We start from the raw sequence: 21,619 nt of genomic DNA, 5'->3' as shown, positions 1-21,619 counted from the left end.
AATTTAAATAATTGTTTTAATTTGATAAAGGATACATTGTTACTTATTCCAAAAGAACTTGAACTAAATGAAATGATTACAGATATTATAAATAACATTAATAATTAATATGTACAATGTTAAAAAAGATAACTTAAATAAAGGCTCTGTAAGCAACAGAGCTTTGCAATTACTATAATTAATGTAATATAACTTATTTAATCAGTTTAAATATAAAGATTTATTGAAATATAATAAAGTTTAAAGTCAAAAAATACAAAAATTATTTAGTTATATTTAAATTTTTACGAAATTCATTTGGAAGTAGCCCAGTAGTTTTACGAAACAATTCAGAAAATCTACTTGCTTTTTTATATCCTACAATTTGTGCCACTTCATTAATATTTAAATTTGTATTTAAAAGCATATGTTCTGCATGGTGCATTCTTTTTATTTGGATATATTCAGTAATTGTACATTTATGAACCGCTTTAAATGTATATTTAAGCTTAGTTATTCCCATACAGGCAAGTTTTGAAAGTTCTTCTAGGTGGATTTCGGCTGCATAATGAGCATCAATATATGAAGAAATAGTTTTTATACTATTTATATCTTCATTTGATATTTTTCTAGTAGGCATTGATATAGTATTCATAGTTTTTGATTTATCAACTATTAGAGAAATTGCCTCTGCTACTTTGCATTCATAAAATAATTTAGCAGTCATGCCAGTTCCACGATAATTCTTTATTTGTTTTAATAGAGATATCAATTCTGGAAAATTAACAGTGCCATCTATACTTAAAAAAGCAGAGCAAGGGTTTTTGTATTCTCCAGGATATTTTTTTTGTAAATAATCTTTATAATATTCTGGCATAATCTCAATTCCAATAGAACGAATAGGAATATTTTTATGAAATAGAGCTTGATACAAAGAATGATTTCCAATAAAGCTTTTTATACAACCACAAGATATTGATTTAAATGTTTTAAATTCTTTTCCTGAACCAGATTCTAAATAACTTATACTTAAGTATTCAGGAATTTTATATTCAAAAAATAAATCTTTTGAAAGCACAAAATCATGAATTGAAATAGAAAATAAATTTTTATAGGGATAAACCCAATAATGTCCAATCCCTTTTTCAGGGAGTACAGAATAGCAAATACCTTCAGTATTAAATTTTGAACAGTTCTCATCTAAATAAAAACCATGCTTTAATAAACATGGATCATGTATTTCTTTTAAAACATTCTTCATTTTTTCCTCCTTATACCATGATTAGACGAATCAATACCTTAAATGGACATATATATGAAAATGATATTGATAAGTTAAGTAAATAGTTGTACATTTTATACGAGAGTATATTGAAAGTGATTATCAATATTATTATATTATCTAATTAATTAATATTCAACTAAATTATGCAAATAGCTTACAAATCAAAAAAGATGTTATGTTAATAATCAAAAAAGCTAATGTATATATTTATTTAATAAAAATAAATGCTTAAAGAGATGCAGATAAAAAATAAAAAGTAATTTAATATAGCATAAAAAGTAAGTAGTTTATATTAGCTAAAGGAATGAGGAGGTGAAAATATTGAATAATACAATATATTTTAAAGCAGTAAAACCTGATCCAAGAGTATTAATATTTCAAGTGATTATAGTATCAATCTTAAATTTTATACTAAATCGTCCTATAGAATTATTACTTTTATTTATTGTAATGAATGGTCTAATATTATGGCATGGAATGGTTAAAACAGCAATACATTTTTCAATGACATATATACTATTATATGTAACTAATATTTTGTTGGTATATTTTAAAATCCCTCTTATTACTATGATGTTTACAACATTAATTTTTTTATGTCTTCGTTTATTTCCAGTTTATTTAGCATGTGTTATTTTAATTCAAAAAGTTTATATGGATGAATTGTTATTTGCTTTAGAAAAAATACACATTCCCAAAGTAATGATTCTTCCATTAGCTGTAGTTTATCGTTATATCCCAACAATTAAAGATGAGATATTAAAAGTTAGAGAAAGTTTAAAAATGAGAGGATTAAATACTTCTTTTTTAGGATTATTATTACATCCTATGAAATCTGTAGAAAATTTTATGATACCACTATTAATTAGAAGTGGAAAAATATCTGAAGAATTATCTGCTGCATCATTATGCAAAGGCCTTGATACAGAACATAAAAGAACATCATGTACAGAAGTGAAATTTCAAATTAGTGATTGTATTTACTGTATTGGATGTATTAGTGCTTTTGGATTATTTATATTAGTTCATAATAGTAATATTTTAGTTTGAATTTAAGTTTTGAAATAGTGATTATATAAAATAACATACAACAATAGAAATTTAGATAAGTTTAATATAAAGAAAGGGGCTATTATTCTTGGATAAAAATCAAATAAAAGAAGGAATTAATGATGATACTATAATTAAGTTTGATAATGTTAATTTTACTTATAAAAATTCTAAAAAGAAAAGTTTATCAAATTTTAATTTAAATATAAAAAAAGGTGAATTTATCTTACTTACAGGTGAAAGTGGATGTGGTAAGACTACAGTAATTAGATGCATTAATGGGTTGATTCCAGAATTCTATGAAGGTAAGCTTGATGGACAAGTTAGTGTATGTAATATGAATATTAATAAAGTTCCACTTAGAGACATCTCAAGAGAAGTAGGTTCAGTTTTTCAAGATCCTAGATCACAATTTTTTACGTTACATGTAAAAACGGAACTTCCATTTTCAAGTGAGAATTATGGAATAAGTAAAGAAATAATACAAAAAAGTATAAAAAAATCTATAGAGGATTTGGAATTAGATTCTTTAATACATAGACCAATTCTAAATTTATCTAGTGGCGAAAAACAGAAAGTTGCAGTTGCTTCAGTATATACACTAAAGCCTAAAATATATGTTTTAGATGAGCCATCAGCAAATTTAGATGGCGAAGGAACAAGACAACTTTTTAATGTTTTAAAAATATTAAAAGATAAAGGCCACACCATAATTATTTCTGAACACAAATTACATTACCTAAAAGATTTAGTAGATAGAGTAGTTATAATGAAAAATGGTGAGCTGCAAAAAGTATTGGAGGGAAAAGTTTTTAGAAATAAACCGAATCAATGGTTCGAAAATAAAGGACTTAGGCAAATTAAATTAGGTACACTTATAATTTCAGAGGGCGTACGAGTTTTACCACAAGAGAAAAAGGCTCCATTACTTCAAGTAAACAATATTTCTTTTGGCTATAATATTGGAAAAAGATTATGGTCTGATGTATCATTTGAAGCTAATGAAGGAGAAATTATAGGAATTATAGGTAAGAATGGTGTTGGAAAAAGTTCGCTTGCTAGAGTATTGATGGGACTTGAAAAACAAAATAGTGGGAAAATATATGTAGATGGTAAAAATACAGGAAAGAGTATTCGAATTAAGAATTCCTCTTATGTTATGCAGGATGTAGATTATCAATTATTTGCTTCTAGTGTATTAGAGGAAATGTTAGTAGGGAAAAAAATTAATAAAGATATAGTAGAAAAGGCTGAACAATATATTAAGTTATTTAATTTAGAAGCTTATAAGGATAATCATCCATCTTCACTTTCTGGAGGTCAAAAACAACGTCTTGCAATTGCGGTTGCATGTATGCAAGAAAGTAAATTTTTATTTTTGGACGAGCCTACAAGTGGTTTAGATGCAAATAATATGAAAATTGTAAGTAATATTCTAAAAAAACTTGCCTTAGAGGGTAAATGTATTTTTGTAATTACACATGATTATGAATTTGCATTAAATACGTTTAATCGATTAATGTATTTTGATGATAAGGGTAGTTTTGATAATTTTCCATTTAATCAATATTCAAATGAATTACTTTATTCAAAGATAGTATAAATAAAGGAGAGAGTATTATGTCAAGTAAGAAAAATAGTAGTAATATTGTAAGAAAATTAATAACAATAGGGGTATTTAATGCTTTAATTATTTCAGTATTTTTTGCTTTGGGATTTACGATAGGATTATTTCCACCAATTTTAGTAGTATTACCTATAATTGTATCACTTGTTGCTGGTATTATATTTATGCTTATGATTTCAAAGGCAGAGATGAATGGGATATTTATTATAAGTGGCTCACTTCTTGGATTATCTCTTTTAACTATGGCACCAGGGGGTGTAATGGGGATTTGTATTTTCTTTGGTGGAATAATTGGAGAAATTATATTTACTTTTATGGGTAGAAAAAATTTTTTGTCAGCTGCTACAGGTTTTGCCTTTTATATGCTTGGATTTGCATTAGGTGAATATATTCCTTTTGTTTATATGAAGGAAGCATATATTGCACAGGAATCAGCAAAAGGTTCTGAATCAGTGGAAATATTAAGAAGATGTTTAGAAATAGTAAATGTTCAAACAATGGTTATATTAAGCATAGTAACAATTATTGCTGCGTATCTAGGAAGCTTATGGGGGAAAAAACTTCTTAGTAAGCATTTTGAAAGAGCAGGAATCGCATAAAAGTATACATTTTCATATAATATAAGCAAAAATAGTAGGTATTTAATACTTACTATTTTTATTTATATTATAAAGAAAAAAAGAATGGATATTTATTTTTTAAAAGTGAGAATTTTTTTTGTAATTTTGGTAAAAATAACTCCATTGAGTAATTATGATTAAGGAATATTTAATTTGAGAAGGGAGTTTTTTACTTGAGGAAAAATAATTCTTATGGATTAAGAAGAAATGTTTTAAGAGAACTTAATCAAGGATTTTCTTGTATTCATGAAAATTTTAAGTACTTTAGAAAACTGACTAAGGGAAATACTAAAGTTATTGGAGCAGCTGAATGGCTTCTTGATAATATATATTTAATTGAAAAAGAATATAAGGCAATTAAGAAGGAAATGCCTATGGATTATTTTAATTCGCTACCTTCTATTGAGAACTTTAGTAATTATCAATATAAAATAACTACTTCATTTAAAAATAAAAACTTTGATGAAGAAGAAAATTTTGAAAAGAAAAATTATAATGAATTTGAAAATGACCTTCCACGCATTTTCGTAGTTGCAAAAAATTATATAAATATAGGGGGAGATATTGACGGTCAGAGTTTTATTAAGTATGTAAATAAAATTCAAGAAGAAAATTTGGGGGTAGATTTAAATTGTAATAATATAAGTGAAAAATTATTTAGTAAAATAGATAATATTAAGATTAATAAAGATATGGCTTTTACTATGGGGGAACTTTGGGCCTTTCCACTTATGCTTAAGACAGCAATAATAATAAATTTATCACAGTATACCAATGAACTTGTTGATATTCAAAAGCAAATATTACAGGGGAAAATTGTTGCTGAGAGAATTGTAGACGCTATAAGTAATAATAAAATTGATGAGGAACTTGAGCGTATTAATGATAAATATGAAGAATTTAGTCCGTTATCTTTAAGAGAGTTTTTTAAAGTTTTAAGAGATAATTCTATAGAAAATAAAAGTATTTATGATTTTGTAAAGATAAAATGGAAAATAGATCAGGAACTTGATAATTATATTATTAAGAGCCATTTAAGAGAAGAATTTTTAGAAAGACACATTGGAGAATATATAACTTCAATAAGGAAAATTGAAGGTATAAGTTGGAGGAACTTCTTCCAAAACACATCATTAGTAGATAGGATTTTAAGAGAAGATCCAGAAAATGTTTATGGAAGTATGGATTTTGAATCTAAAGATTATTATAGACATAAGCTTGAAAATATAGCTAAAATAATTGATAGAAATGAAATTAATATAGCATATAATGCATTACAACTTTCTTTAAAGAATAAAGAAGATAACAAAGAAGCTTATAAATCTCATGTTGGATATTACTTAATTGATAATGGTATGAGCCAACTTGAAGGATATCATCATAATGTAAATCATGTAATTTCTGAAGGAACATATTTAGCTATAAATATTTTAGGAACATTTATTATAAGTGTACTTTTTTTATTTATATGTAGTTTAGGAGGAGTAAAATATACTAAAGCAGAGTACATAATTTCGTTTTTACTGATTTTAATTCCTATAAATGAAATTATAATTGGACTTACTAACTGGATTGTAAGTAAAACAGTAGACATTAGATTAGTACCAAAAATGGATTTTAGTGAAGGACTTCCTGAAGACTGCAAAACAATAGTGGTTATTCCAGCAATTGTGAATGGGAAAGAAAAAGTTAAATCTCTTATGGAAAAATTAGAAGTAGCATATTGTGGAAATAAAGATAAAAATCTTTATTTTGCATTGTTAAGTGACTTTGAGGATTCAGATTCGGAAATTGGAAAAAAAGATAAAGAAATAATTAAATGTGGACTTGAATGTGCAAGAAAGTTAAATAATAAATATTCTAAAGATTATTACCAAAATACAAATAATGAAGCAAGATTTTTCTTTTTCAGTAGGAAAAGGCTTTATAATAAAAAGCAAAATGTTTTCATGGGTAAAGAAAGAAAACGTGGAAAGCTTATGGAATTTATGGCACTTATTACAGGAAAGGCAGATCATACTTATAATGTTTTAAGTTCAGACATAACTCCTCTTGAGGATGTTAAGTATTTAATTACTTTAGATGAAGATACATTTATGCCAAGAGAAAGTAGTTTTAAACTTATAGGGGCGATGAGTCATGTACTCAATGTACCTTATGTTAAGAATAACAGAGTTGTAAGAGGATATGGCATTATGCAACCTAAGGTTAGCATAAGTTTAGAAGCACAAAATCAATCGTATTTTTCAAAAATCTTTGGTGGAGAAGGTGGAGTTGATGGATATTCAGTAGCTTATTCAGATACATATCAAGATTTATTTGGTCAAGGTTCTTTTACAGGTAAGGGAATAATTAATATTGATGAATTTTATAATACATTACATCCATCAATAAAAGATGATAGAATTTTGAGTCATGATCTCTTAGAAGGAGCAATTGCACGATGTGCTTTAATTAGTCAAGTAGAATTTATAGATGGATATCCAGCTTTTTATGAGAGTAGTTGTAGAAGATTACATAGATGGGTTAGGGGGGATTGGCAACTTATAGGTTGGTTATTTTCAAATAAGATAAGTTCTCTTAATAAATGGAAAATATTTGATAATATGAGAAGAAGTCTTTTAGCACCTAATCTGTTGATTGCATTAATTCTTTCTTTAACTGTTTTACGTGGAAGAAGTCAAATAGCATTAGTTTGTTTTTTAGCACTTATGAATTCATTAGTATTTACGGTTACGGATTTTGTTGTTACGCCTAAAAATAAGCTTATGGGTACATTTAAGAGTTTTCAACAGATACTTTTAATATTTAGCTTTATTCCTTATCAGGCATTTTTAATGATTGATGCAATAATAAGGACATTGTTTAGATTATGTATATCTAAAAGAAATCTTTTGGAATGGCAATCTTTTGATTCAGTAGAAAAAAAGTATAGTAATAATAGCTTTAAGGCATATTTAAAAAGAATGTGGATTGCTCCAATAATAGGATTACTAGTATTGTATTTGTCTATTTATAATCCTATAGGGGTTATTATGTATAGTGCAATTGTTGCTGGACTTTGGATAATTAGTCCATATTTAGCTTACTGTATAAGCAAGTTTAATTCTAAAAATAAAACAATTTTAGATGATGAAGAAAATGTTTATTTAAGAAGAATATCAAGAAGAATATATGCTTATTATGAAGATTTTGTTAATGAAGAAAACAATTATTTAGCTCCAGATAATTACCAAGAAAAACCGTTTAAAGGAATTGCGCATAGAACATCTCCAACTAATATAGGTATGGGGCTTGTTTCAAATGTTGTTGCTTATGATTTAGGATACATAACAATGATGGAATTTGTTGATAAAACAGAAATGATATTAGATAGTATGAAATCTTTACAAATGGTTCATGGACATTATTTAAATTGGTATGATACCAAAACTAAATCTCCATTATGGCCTAGATATGTATCAACTGTTGATAGTGGAAATCTTTTAGGCGATTTGTGGGTACTAAAACAAGCTATGGAGGAATTAAAAGATAAAGAAATCATAAGAATAAATGAGATTTTATCATTAAGAGATATATATGATTTAATTAAAAAAGAAAAGCCTTCAATTCAAGATATATTTAATTCGAATATTAACTTTGGTGAATATAAGGAAACTTTAAATAAGATATTAGATAAAATTAACGAATTTACACAAATCAATCAAAAAGATAGTAGTAATAAAAATGAAGATTATTTACAGAAAAAAATGAATCAAGATGATGAATATTGGGTAAATAAGTTTTTTGAGGAGGTTAATAGTAAGCTTAAAGGTTATAATTATATATTTGATGGATTGGAAAGGTTATATAGTAAAGAATTTTTTGAAGGAATTCCTAGTATTAGAGAATTAATTGATAGATGTGAAGAATATAAAAATGAATTTGGTGATGATTTTAATAATACATTGGGACAAAAAATTGATAAGTTAAAAATTTATTTTAGAAAAATAGATACTATAATTAAAGATATTAATGTAATCTCAGAAAATATGGATTTTAAATTTCTTTATGATACAACTAGACAGTTATTTTTTATTGGTTACAATGTAGAAGAAGATTCACTTGGAAATTCTTATTATGATTTATTGGCATCAGAATCAAGAATAGCATCATTTGTTTCTGTAGCTAAAAATGATGTTCCTACATCTCATTGGTTTAAATTAGGTAGATCTATGACGGATGCTTTTCATACTCATGCACTTGTATCTTGGAGTGGAACTATGTTTGAGTATTTTATGCCAGCTTTAATAATGAGAAATTATCCTAAGACATTGTTAAGCCAAACATACAAATCAGTAATAAAGGCTCAAAAAAGTTTTGCTAAGCAAAAGAAAATACCGTGGGGAATATCCGAATGTGCATTTTATAAATTTGATGTTGACGAAAATTATCAATATAAAGCCTTTGGTATTCCAGGTATCGGATTAAAAAGAGGACTTGAGGATGAAATTGTAATATCTCCTTACTCAACATTGATGACATTACAATTTTCTAAAAAAAGTGGAATTAAAAATCTTAAAAAATTAGAGGAAATAGGTTGTGTTGGAAGATATGGATTTATTGAGGCAGTAGATTATACTAAGGCAAGAGAAGATAAATATGTGATAAAAAACAAAATAGATAATAAAGAGGATAATGTTTCAATAGAAAGTGATACAAAATATGATGATATGCATATAGCTGAGGATAGTATATATAATGATGGAATAAAGCCAAATAAAGTTATGACATACATGGTGCACCATTTAGGAATGTCTTTAATGGCTCTTGATAATGTACTTCTTGACAATATTTTAATTAATAGGTTCCATAGCTTGCCAGAGGTTAAAGCAACTGAACTTATATTAAAAGAAAAGATTCCTCATAGTGTAACCTTTGAAAGAAACGAAGATTTTTCTATAAAGAATATGTATTTTGAAGGAGAAAACTTGATTCCAAGGAATTTTAAAAAGGCAAATCAAGATAATCCAGAAGTTTTATTATTATCTAATGGTGAATATTCATCTATGTTAACTGTGGCTGGAAGCGGTTATTCTAAAAAGAATGATATGATGCTTTATAGATGGAAAGGTAATTCCACAAGTGATGATAGTGGAATGTTCTTTTATATAAAAAATTTAAATTCTAATGATTATTGGAGTTCCACATTTGAACCATGTAAAGAGTATGGAGATAAATATGTCACTGAATTTAATTTAGATAAAGCCAAGTTTAATAGAAAAGATGGTAATATAGAAACTCAAATGGAAGTGGTTGTTTCTCCAGATGAAAATTTTGAAGTTAGAAAAATTACTTTAACTAATTTAAGTGATAAGGGTAGAAGTATTGAGATAACAAGTTATATGGAAATAACACTAGCTACTTTTAGTGCAGATACAGTGCATCCGACTTTCTCTAATTTATTTGTTCAAACGGAATATGATGATAAGGAAAATGTACTTATAGGAAGCAGAAGAGGTAGAGTTAAAGGCGCAAAAGTACCCTATATATTTCACAAAGTTGTAGCAAATGGAGAATTAGAAGGTGGTATAAGTTATGAAACTTCTAGAATTAATTTTATAGGAAGAAATAGAGAACTTAAATTTCCTTTAGCTATGGATAATGATAAAGCATTAAACAATACTGTTGGAACAGTTTTAGATCCAATAATGAGTATAAGAGCTAGAATAAGATTGGATGGAAACTCAAAAAAAGAACTTTATTTTATAACAGGAACAACAGATTCTAAAGAAGCTGCTATTAATATATGTAAACAAAATAAAGAAGCTAATAATTTAGAGAAAGTTTTTGAAAGCTATAGCATAAGAACTCAGCTTGAACTTAAGAATTTGGGTATAAGAAGTGCTCAGGCTAATATATTCCAAAGCTTAGCTTCATATATATTCTTTTTGCATAGTGGTAGAAAAGATAGAGAGGAATATATAAAAAATATTTCAAAGCATCAAAAAGATTTATGGTCTTATGGAATTTCAGGTGATTTGCCTATTATATTTTTAACTATTGAACATGAAGAGAATATTAATTTAGTAACTAATATTTTAAATTTACATTATTATCTCAAGCTTAAAGGGGTTAAATTAGATTTAATAATATATAATAATGAAGAAATTTCATATGATGAACCACTTCAAAAAGAGATAATGCAAGCAATACATACATCAAAAGAACGTAATTCTTTAAATATACCAGGAGGAATATTTGTTCATAATAAATCTACTATGGATCCACAGGTTAAAGACTTAATAATAGGAATTGCTAGATTGTATGTTGATTCGAAAAAAGGTTCAATATTAGAACAAATTGAAGAAAGTGAAGATTCTAAAATTAATAGTATTAGTGAATTTTCAAGGTATAACAAGTCAGTTGATGAAAAAAGTTATAAACGCAATCACAATAATATACAAAATAATAATGAAGAAGATTCTATCTTACAAGAAAATAAAGTTAACAAGAAGGAAACTAAGAGATTAGAGGAAGAAGCTAAACCATTAAATATTAACTATAAATTAGAAATTGCTGATGAAGTAATGCCTAGATTAGATGATAATATAACTGAATATAAAGAATATGATCATGATATAGACTTTTTAGAAAAACAGGATTTAATTCATGGATTAGAAACATCAGGAACAAAAGACGGTATATCAAAATCAATGAATAAGAAAGATTTTAATACAGAAGATTTTGATGAAGATTTTAATATGAAAGATTTAGATTTCTTTAATGGATATGGTGGTTTTAGTAAGCTTGATAATAGTTATTTGATAAAATTATCTAACTTTAAAAACACTCCAGCACCTTGGATTAATGTTGTTTCTAATGATGATTTTGGATTTCATATATCTGAAAGCGGATCATCTTATACATGGTGTGGAAATTCTAGAGAAAATAAGATAACTCCTTGGAGCAATGACTATATTAGGGATCCTATAGGAGAAGCACTTTATATTAGAGATGATGACTCTTATAATTATTTTTCTATAACACCAAAACCAGTTAGAGATAAGGGAGATTATTTTATAAAACACGGATTTGGATATTCTGAATTTACTCATACTGCGTATGATTTAAAAGGAAAGCTAGAAATATTTGCACCTAAAAATGAAAAGGTGAAAATTCAAAAAGTAACATTGGAAAACTTAAGTGAAGATGATAGAGAAATTTCTTTATTCTATTATGCAAAACTTGTAATGGGTGTATATGAATATGATAGTTCTAGATATGTTTCAACATATATTCATGGTAATGTTGAGAAAAATAATAAATTAAATGTAAATGAAGAGAATAATGTCTCTAACAGTGCTAGATATATATATAATAGTGGATTTATTAGAGGATGTAATCCATATAGTGAATACTTTGGAAAATATAATTCTTATCTAACTATTTTAGGTGGAGAATATTTAAGTTTTACTGGAGATAGTAAAGAATTTACAGGAATTAATGGAGAAGTGTCAGCACCAAAAGCATTAAATTATGAAGCTCTATCAAATAGGTGTGGAGGAATTTATGATCCTTGCTTAGCTGCTACTACAAAGATTCAACTTAAAAAAGGAGAAAAGAAAGAACTTTTAATTTTATTTGGTGAGGAAGAAAAAGAAAATATAGAAAAAGTTATTAAGAAATATGAGATTAAAGGAAATGCAGAAAAAGAATTAGATAATGTTAAAGTGTATTGGAAAAATTTCCTAGGAAATATACAAGTTAATACACCAGATAAATCATTTAATTATCTTGTAAATGGATGGCTTTTATACCAAACTTTAAGTTGTAGATATTTAAGTAGGAGTGCATTTTATCAAAGTGGTGGAGCATATGGATTTAGAGATCAACTTCAGGATTCAATGGCATTAGGAGTTGTTAACCCAGAAATACCAAAAGCTCAAATATTACGTAGTGCTTCAAGACAATATGTAGAAGGAGATGTACAACATTGGTGGCATCCAGTTGTAAATTCGGGTATAAGAACTAGATTTAGTGATGATTTATTATGGCTTCCTTATGTTACTGCTGAATATATTAATTCAACTGGAGATTATGAAATTTTGCAAGAAACTGCACCTTATCTTGAAGATGAGCCTTTAAGAGAGGGTGAAGATGAGAGATATACAATAGTAAACCAATCTTCAAAAGAAGGAACAGTATATGAACATTGTTTAAAAGCTATAGAAAAAGCTTTAAAGTTTGGAGTGCACAACATTCCATTAATGGGTAGTGGAGACTGGAATGATGGTATGAGTACTGTTGGTAATCAAGGAAAAGGTGAAAGTGTATGGCTTGGTTGGTTCTTGTATTCTATTTTAGAAAACTTCATTAAAATTGCAGTGGCTAAAGGAGATGAAAAAACTAAGACTCATTATGAAGAGAGAAAGGAATTTATAAGAGAAAACTTAGAGAAAAACGCCTGGGATGGCGGCTGGTATAGAAGAGCATATTTTGATGATGGTACACCACTTGGAAGTCGTGAAAATCCTGAATGCCAAATTGATTCTTTAGCTCAAAGTTGGTCTATAATTTCAGGAGCTACAGAAATTAAATCAGAAAATGGATTAAAAACATATAGTGAAAGAGCTTTTGAAGCTATGGAGGCTGTTGATAAAAATCTAGTAAAACAAGATAAGGGATTAATACTTTTATTAGCACCACCATTTAGTAATTCATATCTTGAACCAGGATATATAAAAGGATATGTACCAGGAGTAAGAGAAAACGGAGGACAATATACTCATGCTGCTGTTTGGGTAATCTTAGCTTTAACTAAGCTAGGATTGGGAGATAAAGCTTTAAAATACTATAATATGATAAATCCAATAAATCATACAAAGACTGAACTTGAATGTATGACATATAAATTAGAACCTTATGTAATGGCAGCAGATGTATACATAAAAGAACCACATGGAGGAAGAGGTGGTTGGAGCTGGTATACTGGAGCTTCAGGTTGGATGTATAGAGTAGGTATTGAAGATATTTTAGGTTTAAAAAGAGTTGAAGATAAAGGCTATATATTAAACCCATGTATACCAAAGTCATGGAATGAATTTGAAATAAAAATTAAAAATGATAAAGAAGATTATAATATAAAAGTAATAAGAGGTGAAAATATAGATAAAGGAAAAAACTCAAATATTGTAGTTAAGTCAGAGATTAAAGAGGATAAATCTCATATAACTATAAATGGCGAAAAAATTAATGGAAATATAATACCAAGAAATTTAGGAAAAATAGATGTAGTTGTATACATATAATACAAAAAATTTTGAAGTATTTATGAAAATAAGACTCTATATATGGTAAATTTCATATATAGAGTCTTATTATATTATACTTAATGATTAGACTGGATAAAAATTTGTTATTGCAGCTTTTAATGTTCCTTTTCCAGTATTAACATATATATGTTGATTAGATGCTGAAAAGCTTATTGAATCATTAGAAGTTAGTTTATAAGTTTCATTGTTTACTTCTAATGTCAACTCACCTTCTAACACCATAATATATTCCTCAGATTTTTTAGAATGACCTACAGATGTATATGAGTAACCTTCATCAAGTTCAATCTGAAAAAGTTCAAAATTGCGATAGGGTGTACTAGTGTAGTAACAATATACTCTATAATGTCCTTCTTCAGTAAGCTGAGCCTCAATATCATTTTTCTTTATAATTGAAGTATCATGTTTTTTTTGCTCAAGTAATAAAGTATAAGGAACCTTTAATCCGTTAGCTATTTTCCATAAAGTATTTATGGTTGGATTAGTGTCACCTTTTTCAATTTGAGATAGCATAACTTTACTGATATCAGATAGTTCGGCAAGTTGGCCTAAACTTAAATTTCGTTCAGTTCGAAGTGTTTTTAGGTTTTCTGCAATAATAGAATTTATATTCATTAAGGTATACCCTCCTATAATCATGTTGACAATTATAAATTACGAATGTAAAATATAATTAACATTAAATATATTTAACGTTTGTAAATTATTATATCGTAACTACTTAAAGTAAACAAGAAGAATAAAAAAATGATGAGAAATATTTAAAGGAGGACATTATTATGATAACAAGAGAAGAAGCATGGATTTTGCTCACTGAATACAATAAAGAGGTATTTCATATTCAGCATGCTTTAACAGTTGAAGGTGCTATGCATTATTTCGCAGAAAAATTGGGATATGGAGATGAAACAGATTTCTGGTCTATAGTTGGATTACTTCATGATTTGGATTTTGAAATGTATCCAGAACAACATTGTAGCAAAACTCAAGAAATTATGAAAGAACGTGGGATTGATGAAAAATTAATAAGAGCAGCAGCTAGTCATGGATATGGTCTTTGTTTAGAAGAACAACCTAAACCAGAGCATCAGATGGAAAAAGTATTATTTGCAGTAGATGAACTTACAGGATTGATTGGTGCAGCGGCAAGGATGCGTCCATCTAAAAGTGTTATGGATATGGAACTTTCGAGTCTTAAGAAAAAATTTAAGGATAAAAAGTTTGCAGCTGGGTGTTCACGTGATGTAATTAAGCAAGGTGCAGATATGCTTGGATGGGAATTAGATAAATTACTTGAAGAAACAATTTTAGCTATGCGTTCTTGTGAAGAATATATTAATAATCAAATGGAAATATATAATAATTAGTGAATACGTAGCAGACTTAAAAGTAGCTAAAAACTAAATAATTTCCTAAATTAATTCTAAGAAAAATAATAAAAAGCTATCAAATTTTATTTTAATATAAATTTGATTTACAGCAACGAATTTATTAAAATAGATGGTTAATTTATTGAAAAAGTCCGTCTCAAATTTGAGATGGACTTTTTTTGTATAATTTCTTTATTGCAATCATTTTATTAAAGTGCTAATATAGTTTCTAAAAGGAAACTATATTCCACTAACATTAATGAGGTGTTTATTTATGAATAAAAATTTATATAATTCTAAATTAGAAGAAGGATTATCACGACTTCAATGTGAACTTGTTGCTGAAAGAAATAGAGTAAATACAGACAATATTTCTTGGTTTCAGTATGATTTACTTGAGTGTTTATATAAAACAAATGGAAGTCGTCCTGCAGAATTAAGTAGTAGATTAGGTGTTTCACGTTCTAAAATATCTAAAGGATTAAAAATTCTTAAAGATATAGGTTATATAAAACAGGAGAAAAGTAGTTATGATGCAAGAGAACTTTGGACAGAATTAACGGATAAAGGTTTCAAATTTTTAAAGAACACAGAGAAAGGACATGAACATTTAGCTGAAATTGCTTCAACTGCTTTAAATGAAAATGAACAAGTACTTTTTGCTGAATTATGTTTTAAAGTAAGCAAAATTTTTGAAGAAAGAAGGGGACACTATGACAGAAAAAATGATTGAGATACTTCACGCAAATGAAAATAATCTTAAGGATATATCAGTAAGTATTCCAAAGAAAAAAATTACTATAATTACAGGGCTATCTGGTTCAGGAAAGTCTTCACTAATTTTTGATACACTAGCTGCTGAATCTCAAAGAATGCTGAATGATACATATTCCACCTATATTCAACGTTTGTTGCCACACTATGGCAGACCTAATGTTGAGAAGATTAATAATCTTCCTGTATCTATTATTATAGATCAAAAGAAAATAGGCGGAAATGCACGTTCAACAGTTGGAACAGTTACTGATGTTTATACATTATTACGTCTGCTCTTTTCTAGAATAGGAAAACCTTTTGTTGGCTATTCAATGAATTTTTCTTTCAACAATACAAATGGTATGTGTTCATATTGTCAAGGATTAGGAGTTGTTAAAGATATTGATATTAATAAGTTAATCGATTTTGATAAAAGTTTAAATGAAGGTGCTATTCAATTTCCTACATTTCAACCAGGGGGATGGCGATTAAGCCGTTATACTGAATCTGGTTACTTTGATATTAAAAAACCCATTAAAGATTACTCTAATTTAGAACTTAACACATTGCTTTATGAAGAAGAAAAAATACCAGATAACCCAACAAACAATTGGCATAAAACAGCTAAGTATCTTGGAGTTATTCCTAGAATTAGAAGTTCTTTTTTAGAAAAAGAGCAAAAACAATATAAAAAAGAAATTGAACAACTTGTTGATGAAAAGATTTGTCCTCATTGTAATGGAAAACGTGTTAATGATACGATTTTATCTTGTAAAATTAAAGGAAAATCAATTGGTGATTGTGTAGATATGCCAATAAATGAATTGAAATTTTTTATTCAGACAATTAATGAATCAAAAGTTCAAGCAGTAGTTGATAATATTATAAAGCAATTAAGTACGTTAGAAGAAGTTGGATTAGATTATCTTACATTAAATCGTACAACTAATACATTATCTGGTGGAGAGTCTCAGCGTATTAAAATGTCAAAACATTTAAATAGTAGCCTTAATGATATTCTATATATATTTGATGAACCTAGCATTGGATTACATCCCCATGATATTATTGGCATAAATAATATATTTAAAGGACTTAAAGAAAAGGGAAATACAGTTATAATAGTTGAACATGATCCAGATGTAATAAAAATAGCAGATTATATTATTGATATGGGGCCAAAATCAGGAGTTCATGGTGGGAAAATAACTTTCCAAGGAACATATTCAGAATTATTAGGAAGTTCTACTACTACAGGTATTGCTTTATCTAAAAAACATAATATAAAAGGAAAAAAGAAAAATTTTAAACATTTTTATGAATTAAATAACGCAAAAATGTTTAACTTAAAAAACCTATCTATAAAAATACCTAAAAATGCGTTAACACTTATAACGGGAGTAGCAGGTTCAGGTAAAAGTACGCTAATCACACGTCTTTTTCGCAATAAGTATCCAAACAGCATGATTTTAGATCAAAGAAGAATTTATACATCCTCTCGTTCGATATTAGCTACATATATGGGTTTCTTTGATAAAATCCGAACTATATTTGGAAAGACAAGTAATCAATCTCCTTCATTATTTAGCTCTAATGGAGAAGGTGCATGTCCTTTGTGTAAAGGAAAAGGAATAATTAAAACAGATCTTGCTTTTCTAGATGATGTTGAACAAACTTGTGAGTTATGTGATGGAAAACGTTATAAGCAAGAAGCGTTGAAGTATAGGTATAATAGATATACAATAAGTGATATTCTTGACCTCACAGTTGAAGAGGCTTTAACAGTTTTTAGTGACAAATATATAAAAAATATATTATATACTATTCAAGAAGTAAATCTAGGTTATATTAAACTTGGACAATCACTTGATACTTTATCAGGGGGAGAACTTCAGCGATTGAAAATAGCTTCAACACTTTTAAATGATACGGGTGAAATTTATATATTAGATGAGCCAAGCAACGGATTACATGAAGCAGATATTCAAAAGTTAATAGAATTATTAACAAAATTAATTGAGAGAGGAAAAACAATAATCACACTAGAGCATAATTTAAGTGTAATGTGCCATGCTGACTGGATTATTGATTTAGGACCTTTTGGTGGTTTTAATGGTGGAGAAGTGATGTATATGGGATATCCGGAAAATATTTTACTATGTTCTTCATCTCTGACAGGGAAAAGATTGTTAGAATATACACGAAGATAATACATTATTTTTGTAAAATAGCTACTAAAAGATAGAGTTTAATATATTAGTATTAAATTAGTATAAATGTATTACTTTATTTTAGTAAAAACTTCATTTATTGTAGCAATGATTAAAGAAATTACAATCAAAAACTGAAAGATCAATTGAAAGTTAAACTCTAGAGAAAGTAAAAAATTATTATAAAATAAATTTAAATCTGTTGCAAGTCGTGATGACTTGCAACAACCACAAGATAAAGGTTCTTATTTAATTCACTATTTTATTCCATTCTAGATTTTAAGGCTTCAGCCATGGTAATTTTGTTGATTTTTCTTCTACTTAATAACTTTGAAAATTCATAGGTTAAGTATATTATAACAAAACCAATTAGAACATATATGTAATCAATAGTTACAGGGAAAGATACACTCATGTCTCTTGTTATTGATTTAAATAAAACACTTAAAGATGCAAGAAGTATTGGTATTCCAAGAATATAGCCAAGTACAACTATTCAAAATTAGAGAATAAACCTCATTATTCCTATAACCTAAGATTTTCATAAGAGATATATTTTCCTCTATAGTAAGTGAAGTAACAACATATAGTACTATAAGCCCAATTATAAAAGATATAAAAGATACACCTCCAATAATTGCTTGTAATGGTTTAGTCATTGTATTAAAGGCATTTTTCATATCATTAACAGTTATAGTAGCTAATAATTTATTTTCAGGAATATCTAATTTTTCTGTACTCCATAATCCAATATAACTGTCGGTTGGAAATTTAAGAAGATCATTAAGTGTATTAAGTGGCATATAAATATATTGACCAACAAAGGTCTCAGCAATATTATTAACTGTTATGCTATATTTTTTTGAGTCAAGTCTATTTATCATTTTAATTGTATCATTTGATTTTATATTAAGTTTATCAGCTAAAGGCCTTGTAATAATAATTTTATCTGATTTTAATATATTTCCTGATTTATCTTTAAAAGATATGTATTCTGAATCAGGACTTACACCATATACTGTGAAGATAAGTTTGTTATTAGATTGTAATGCAAATGGTATTTCTAAGAAAGCTTCACCTTTTTTTGGTATACCATTTTGAATAGAATTAAATACATAATGATAATTATATTTAAATGCCTCATTAAAAGAATCTTTCATTAAACTATTCATAGAACTTTTAGCTGCAAATCCCATGAGCAGTAGCATTGTTGACATAATAATACCTAGTAGAAGAAAGATACTTCTTGATATACTTCTAAGTTGCTCTCTTATTTTAAATTTAGTAGTAAAGCGTAGCTTATCAAGTTTTACCTTTCTTTCTATAAATCCAACCTTATTCGTTACACTAACAAAATATTTGTTTAAGATAGTGTATAAATCAGAACTGTTAATCATTTCGTTTTTTATTTGATAATGGCTTTTACTTTGTGCGATATAATCCAAAGAGCGTATATATTACATATTCTCCTTGTGTTTTTGATTTATGCATTGTAACTTTTTTAAATTATAATTATATTTTTTAAACTTAAATAGTGTAAATAATATTTTTCTATATAGTACTTTTTGAAAAAATATTAACGATATATTTACAAAATAAATAAATAATGGTAAAGTTTATACATAGATATACTATGTATAAATATTGGAGGATAAATCAATGAAAATAAATAAAGAACTTTTAAAAGGAAGTACCAATATTTTAGTTTTAAGTTTATTACAAAAGAGTGAAATGTATGGTTATGAAATGATAAAAGAAATGCAACTAAAATCTAGTGGAATTTTTGAATTTAAGGAAGGTACTTTATATCCAATACTTCATAATCTTGAAGAAGAAAAGTTAGTTGAATCGTTTTGGTGCCAAGCTGGAAATGCAAGAAAAAGGAAATATTATAGAATAACAAAAAAGGGTAAAGGAGCATTAAAAGAAAAGGAAGAAGAATGGATTTTATTTACTTCAACTGTAAATAAGATAATAACTGAATGATAAGAGGTGTTATTTATGGAAAATGAGATAATTGAAAATTATCTACAAGATGTATGTAATTATATTAAAAACAAGGATGTACACAAAGAAGTTTCAGATGAAATAAGAGAACATATATATGAAATTATTGATGAATATACTAATGCTGGTTTAAAAGAAAATGAAGCAATAAACAAAGCAATTAAAAGAATTGGAAGTGCTTATGAATGTGGTATAAAATTAGATAAGGTCCATAAAGCAAAACCAGATATAATTAGTATTATATTAGCATTAATGTTAGCATTTATAGGTATGATTACTATGTACTCAATTAAAAAAAATACTATAGGGACTGACATTTCATTATTAAATAATATAAGTGGATTATTAATAGGCAGTATTATTGCTATAGGAATTTACTTTTTCGATTATAGAAAACTTAAAAAATATAGTTATTATATGTATGTAGCAGCAATAATAATATTAATTGTATCAATGAATATTAACTACTATTATATTACTCAGGTAGGGGCTTTATATATTGGACATATCTATGTTCATTTGATTGTAACAATCTTATTATTAATTTCTTTAAGTGGAGTAGTAAATATTAAAAGTATAAATAATAAAACTGATTTATTTACTGTTGAAACTATGGGGATTATGCCTATAATCTTATATTTTTTTGCGCAAGATATAACAATGAGTTTAATTTATCTATGTGGAATAAATGTAGTTTTTTTAACATCAAAGATTAAGAAATCATTAAAAATAACTTTAATATATACTGAATTAATAGTTATGATATTGGGCTTATTAGCTATTACATTTAATTCACCTTATAGAGCTAACCTTATTAGTTCAATTATAAATCCATCAAGCGATCCAAAAGGAATTGGTTATTTTATCATGAAGATGAGAACTTTATCTTTTCAATCAACATTGTTTGGAAATGAAACCAATATAGAACTATTAAAAGTACCTAGTTTAGAAAGTAATTTTGTTTTTGCATATATTATATATAATTTTGGAATTGTGTTTGGAATAACTTGTATATTTGTGATGATAGCATTTATAGTAAGAATATTAAATACTTTAAGTAAGGTTAAGGACACTTATGGAAGAACATTAACATTAGTAATAGGATTTATATTTTTTATGCAAATAGTTATAAATATACTTAGTAATCTAGGAGTTATAGCAGTATTTATTGGATTACCTTTTATTGGGCATGGAAGTGTTAATTCTATTATAAATATATCAATGGTTGGATTGATATGTAGTATTTATAGGAGAAGATCGCTTAGTAATATTGATAGTTTAGCTATTAATATAGATAAATGATATTAATAAAATCAATAGCGTTACTTTTTCAAAATTTTATATTTTTAGTTAACTGAAAATAGCTAGTAACTTTATTATGTTACTAGCTATTTTAGATTT

General features: G+C 26.9%; 12 protein-coding genes. 9 read left to right on the top strand and 3 right to left on the bottom strand.

Annotated features, from left to right (window positions below):
* Positions 1–262: 262 nt before the first annotated feature.
* The gene (locus tag ACYUET_RS04975) at positions 263–1,240 is read right to left on the bottom strand and encodes a helix-turn-helix domain-containing protein (RefSeq protein WP_460278139.1); all 978 of its coding nucleotides are present in this window, start codon (positions 1,238–1,240) and stop codon (positions 263–265) included.
* Between the two features lie 345 nt (positions 1,241–1,585).
* On the opposite strand from ACYUET_RS04975, the gene ACYUET_RS04970 reads away from it, so the two are divergent.
* The 4 genes from ACYUET_RS04970 (at position 1,586) to ACYUET_RS04955 (ending at position 13,851) form a co-directional block, all read left to right on the top strand.
* Positions 1,586–2,314, top strand: coding sequence for an energy-coupling factor transporter transmembrane component T (locus ACYUET_RS04970; protein WP_460278138.1), 729 nt, complete (start codon positions 1,586–1,588; stop codon positions 2,312–2,314).
* Between the two features lie 88 nt (positions 2,315–2,402).
* Positions 2,403–3,917 carry an ABC transporter ATP-binding protein gene (locus ACYUET_RS04965; protein WP_460278137.1) on the top strand — a complete coding sequence of 505 codons (1,515 nt, stop codon included), beginning with the start codon at positions 2,403–2,405 and terminating at the stop codon, positions 3,915–3,917.
* 17 nt (positions 3,918–3,934) lie between these two features.
* A complete protein-coding gene (locus ACYUET_RS04960) occupies positions 3,935–4,540 on the top strand; it encodes an MptD family putative ECF transporter S component (RefSeq protein ID WP_460278136.1) in 606 nt (201 codons plus the stop codon).
* A 194-nt stretch (positions 4,541–4,734) separates the two neighbouring features.
* Complete coding sequence (locus tag ACYUET_RS04955; protein ID WP_460278135.1) at positions 4,735–13,851, top strand: GH36-type glycosyl hydrolase domain-containing protein; 9,117 nt, start codon at positions 4,735–4,737, stop codon at positions 13,849–13,851.
* 87 nt (positions 13,852–13,938) lie between these two features.
* On the opposite strand, the gene ACYUET_RS04950 is transcribed toward ACYUET_RS04955, so the two are convergent.
* Positions 13,939–14,490, bottom strand: a complete 552-nt coding sequence (locus tag ACYUET_RS04950; RefSeq protein ID WP_460278134.1) for a helix-turn-helix domain-containing protein — start codon at positions 14,488–14,490, stop codon at positions 13,939–13,941.
* A 164-nt stretch (positions 14,491–14,654) separates the two neighbouring features.
* Here ACYUET_RS04950 and ACYUET_RS04945 point away from each other — a divergent pair, with 164 nt between their 5' ends.
* The 3 genes from ACYUET_RS04945 to ACYUET_RS04935 all read left to right on the top strand — a co-directional run bounded on the left by ACYUET_RS04945 (position 14,655) and on the right by ACYUET_RS04935 (position 18,211).
* Positions 14,655–15,242, top strand: coding sequence for a hydrolase (locus ACYUET_RS04945; protein ID WP_460278133.1), 588 nt, complete (start codon positions 14,655–14,657; stop codon positions 15,240–15,242).
* A 277-nt stretch (positions 15,243–15,519) separates the two neighbouring features.
* The gene (locus ACYUET_RS04940) at positions 15,520–15,978 is read left to right on the top strand and encodes a MarR family winged helix-turn-helix transcriptional regulator (RefSeq protein WP_460278132.1); all 459 of its coding nucleotides are present in this window, start codon (positions 15,520–15,522) and stop codon (positions 15,976–15,978) included.
* Positions 15,959–18,211 (top strand): ATP-binding cassette domain-containing protein, encoded by a 2,253-nt coding sequence (locus ACYUET_RS04935; RefSeq protein ID WP_460278131.1) that lies wholly within the window; start codon positions 15,959–15,961, stop codon positions 18,209–18,211. Before ACYUET_RS04940 ends, ACYUET_RS04935 begins: the two co-directional genes overlap by 20 nt.
* A gap of 431 nt (positions 18,212–18,642) precedes the next feature.
* On the opposite strand, the gene ACYUET_RS04930 is transcribed toward ACYUET_RS04935, so the two are convergent.
* Entirely contained in the window at positions 18,643–19,656 is a 1,014-nt protein-coding gene (locus ACYUET_RS04930) for an ABC transporter permease (protein ID WP_460278130.1), read from the bottom strand.
* Positions 19,657–19,870: 214 nt separating this feature from the next.
* Here ACYUET_RS04930 and ACYUET_RS04925 point away from each other — a divergent pair, with 214 nt between their 5' ends.
* Both ACYUET_RS04925 and ACYUET_RS04920 read left to right on the top strand, forming a co-directional pair.
* Positions 19,871–20,197: a PadR family transcriptional regulator gene (locus ACYUET_RS04925; protein WP_460278129.1), complete on the top strand. Its 327-nt coding sequence runs from the start codon at positions 19,871–19,873 to the stop codon at positions 20,195–20,197.
* Positions 20,198–20,212: 15 nt separating this feature from the next.
* Positions 20,213–21,520 carry an FtsW/RodA/SpoVE family cell cycle protein gene (locus tag ACYUET_RS04920; protein ID WP_460278128.1) on the top strand — a complete coding sequence of 436 codons (1,308 nt, stop codon included), beginning with the start codon at positions 20,213–20,215 and terminating at the stop codon, positions 21,518–21,520.
* Positions 21,521–21,619 lie beyond the last annotated feature (99 nt).

Source organism: Clostridium sp. CTA-5 (assembly GCF_054768135.1).
Note: the sequence above shows the minus strand (reverse complement) of the source record. Positions and strands in the feature narration are given on the sequence as shown.

What these genes read in the sequence shown, in the direction of transcription:
- ACYUET_RS04975 (WP_460278139.1), bottom strand. Translation starts at nt 1,240, where the DNA reads ATGAAGAATGTTTTAAAAGAAATACATGATCCATGTTTATTAAAGCAT.
- ACYUET_RS04940 (WP_460278132.1), top strand. Translation starts at nt 15,520, where the DNA reads ATGAATAAAAATTTATATAATTCTAAATTAGAAGAAGGATTATCACGA.
- ACYUET_RS04935 (WP_460278131.1), top strand. Translation starts at nt 15,959, where the DNA reads ATGACAGAAAAAATGATTGAGATACTTCACGCAAATGAAAATAATCTT.
- ACYUET_RS04950 (WP_460278134.1), bottom strand. Translation starts at nt 14,490, where the DNA reads ATGAATATAAATTCTATTATTGCAGAAAACCTAAAAACACTTCGAACT.
- ACYUET_RS04960 (WP_460278136.1), top strand. Translation starts at nt 3,935, where the DNA reads ATGTCAAGTAAGAAAAATAGTAGTAATATTGTAAGAAAATTAATAACA.
- ACYUET_RS04920 (WP_460278128.1), top strand. Translation starts at nt 20,213, where the DNA reads ATGGAAAATGAGATAATTGAAAATTATCTACAAGATGTATGTAATTAT.
- ACYUET_RS04925 (WP_460278129.1), top strand. Translation starts at nt 19,871, where the DNA reads ATGAAAATAAATAAAGAACTTTTAAAAGGAAGTACCAATATTTTAGTT.
- ACYUET_RS04945 (WP_460278133.1), top strand. Translation starts at nt 14,655, where the DNA reads ATGATAACAAGAGAAGAAGCATGGATTTTGCTCACTGAATACAATAAA.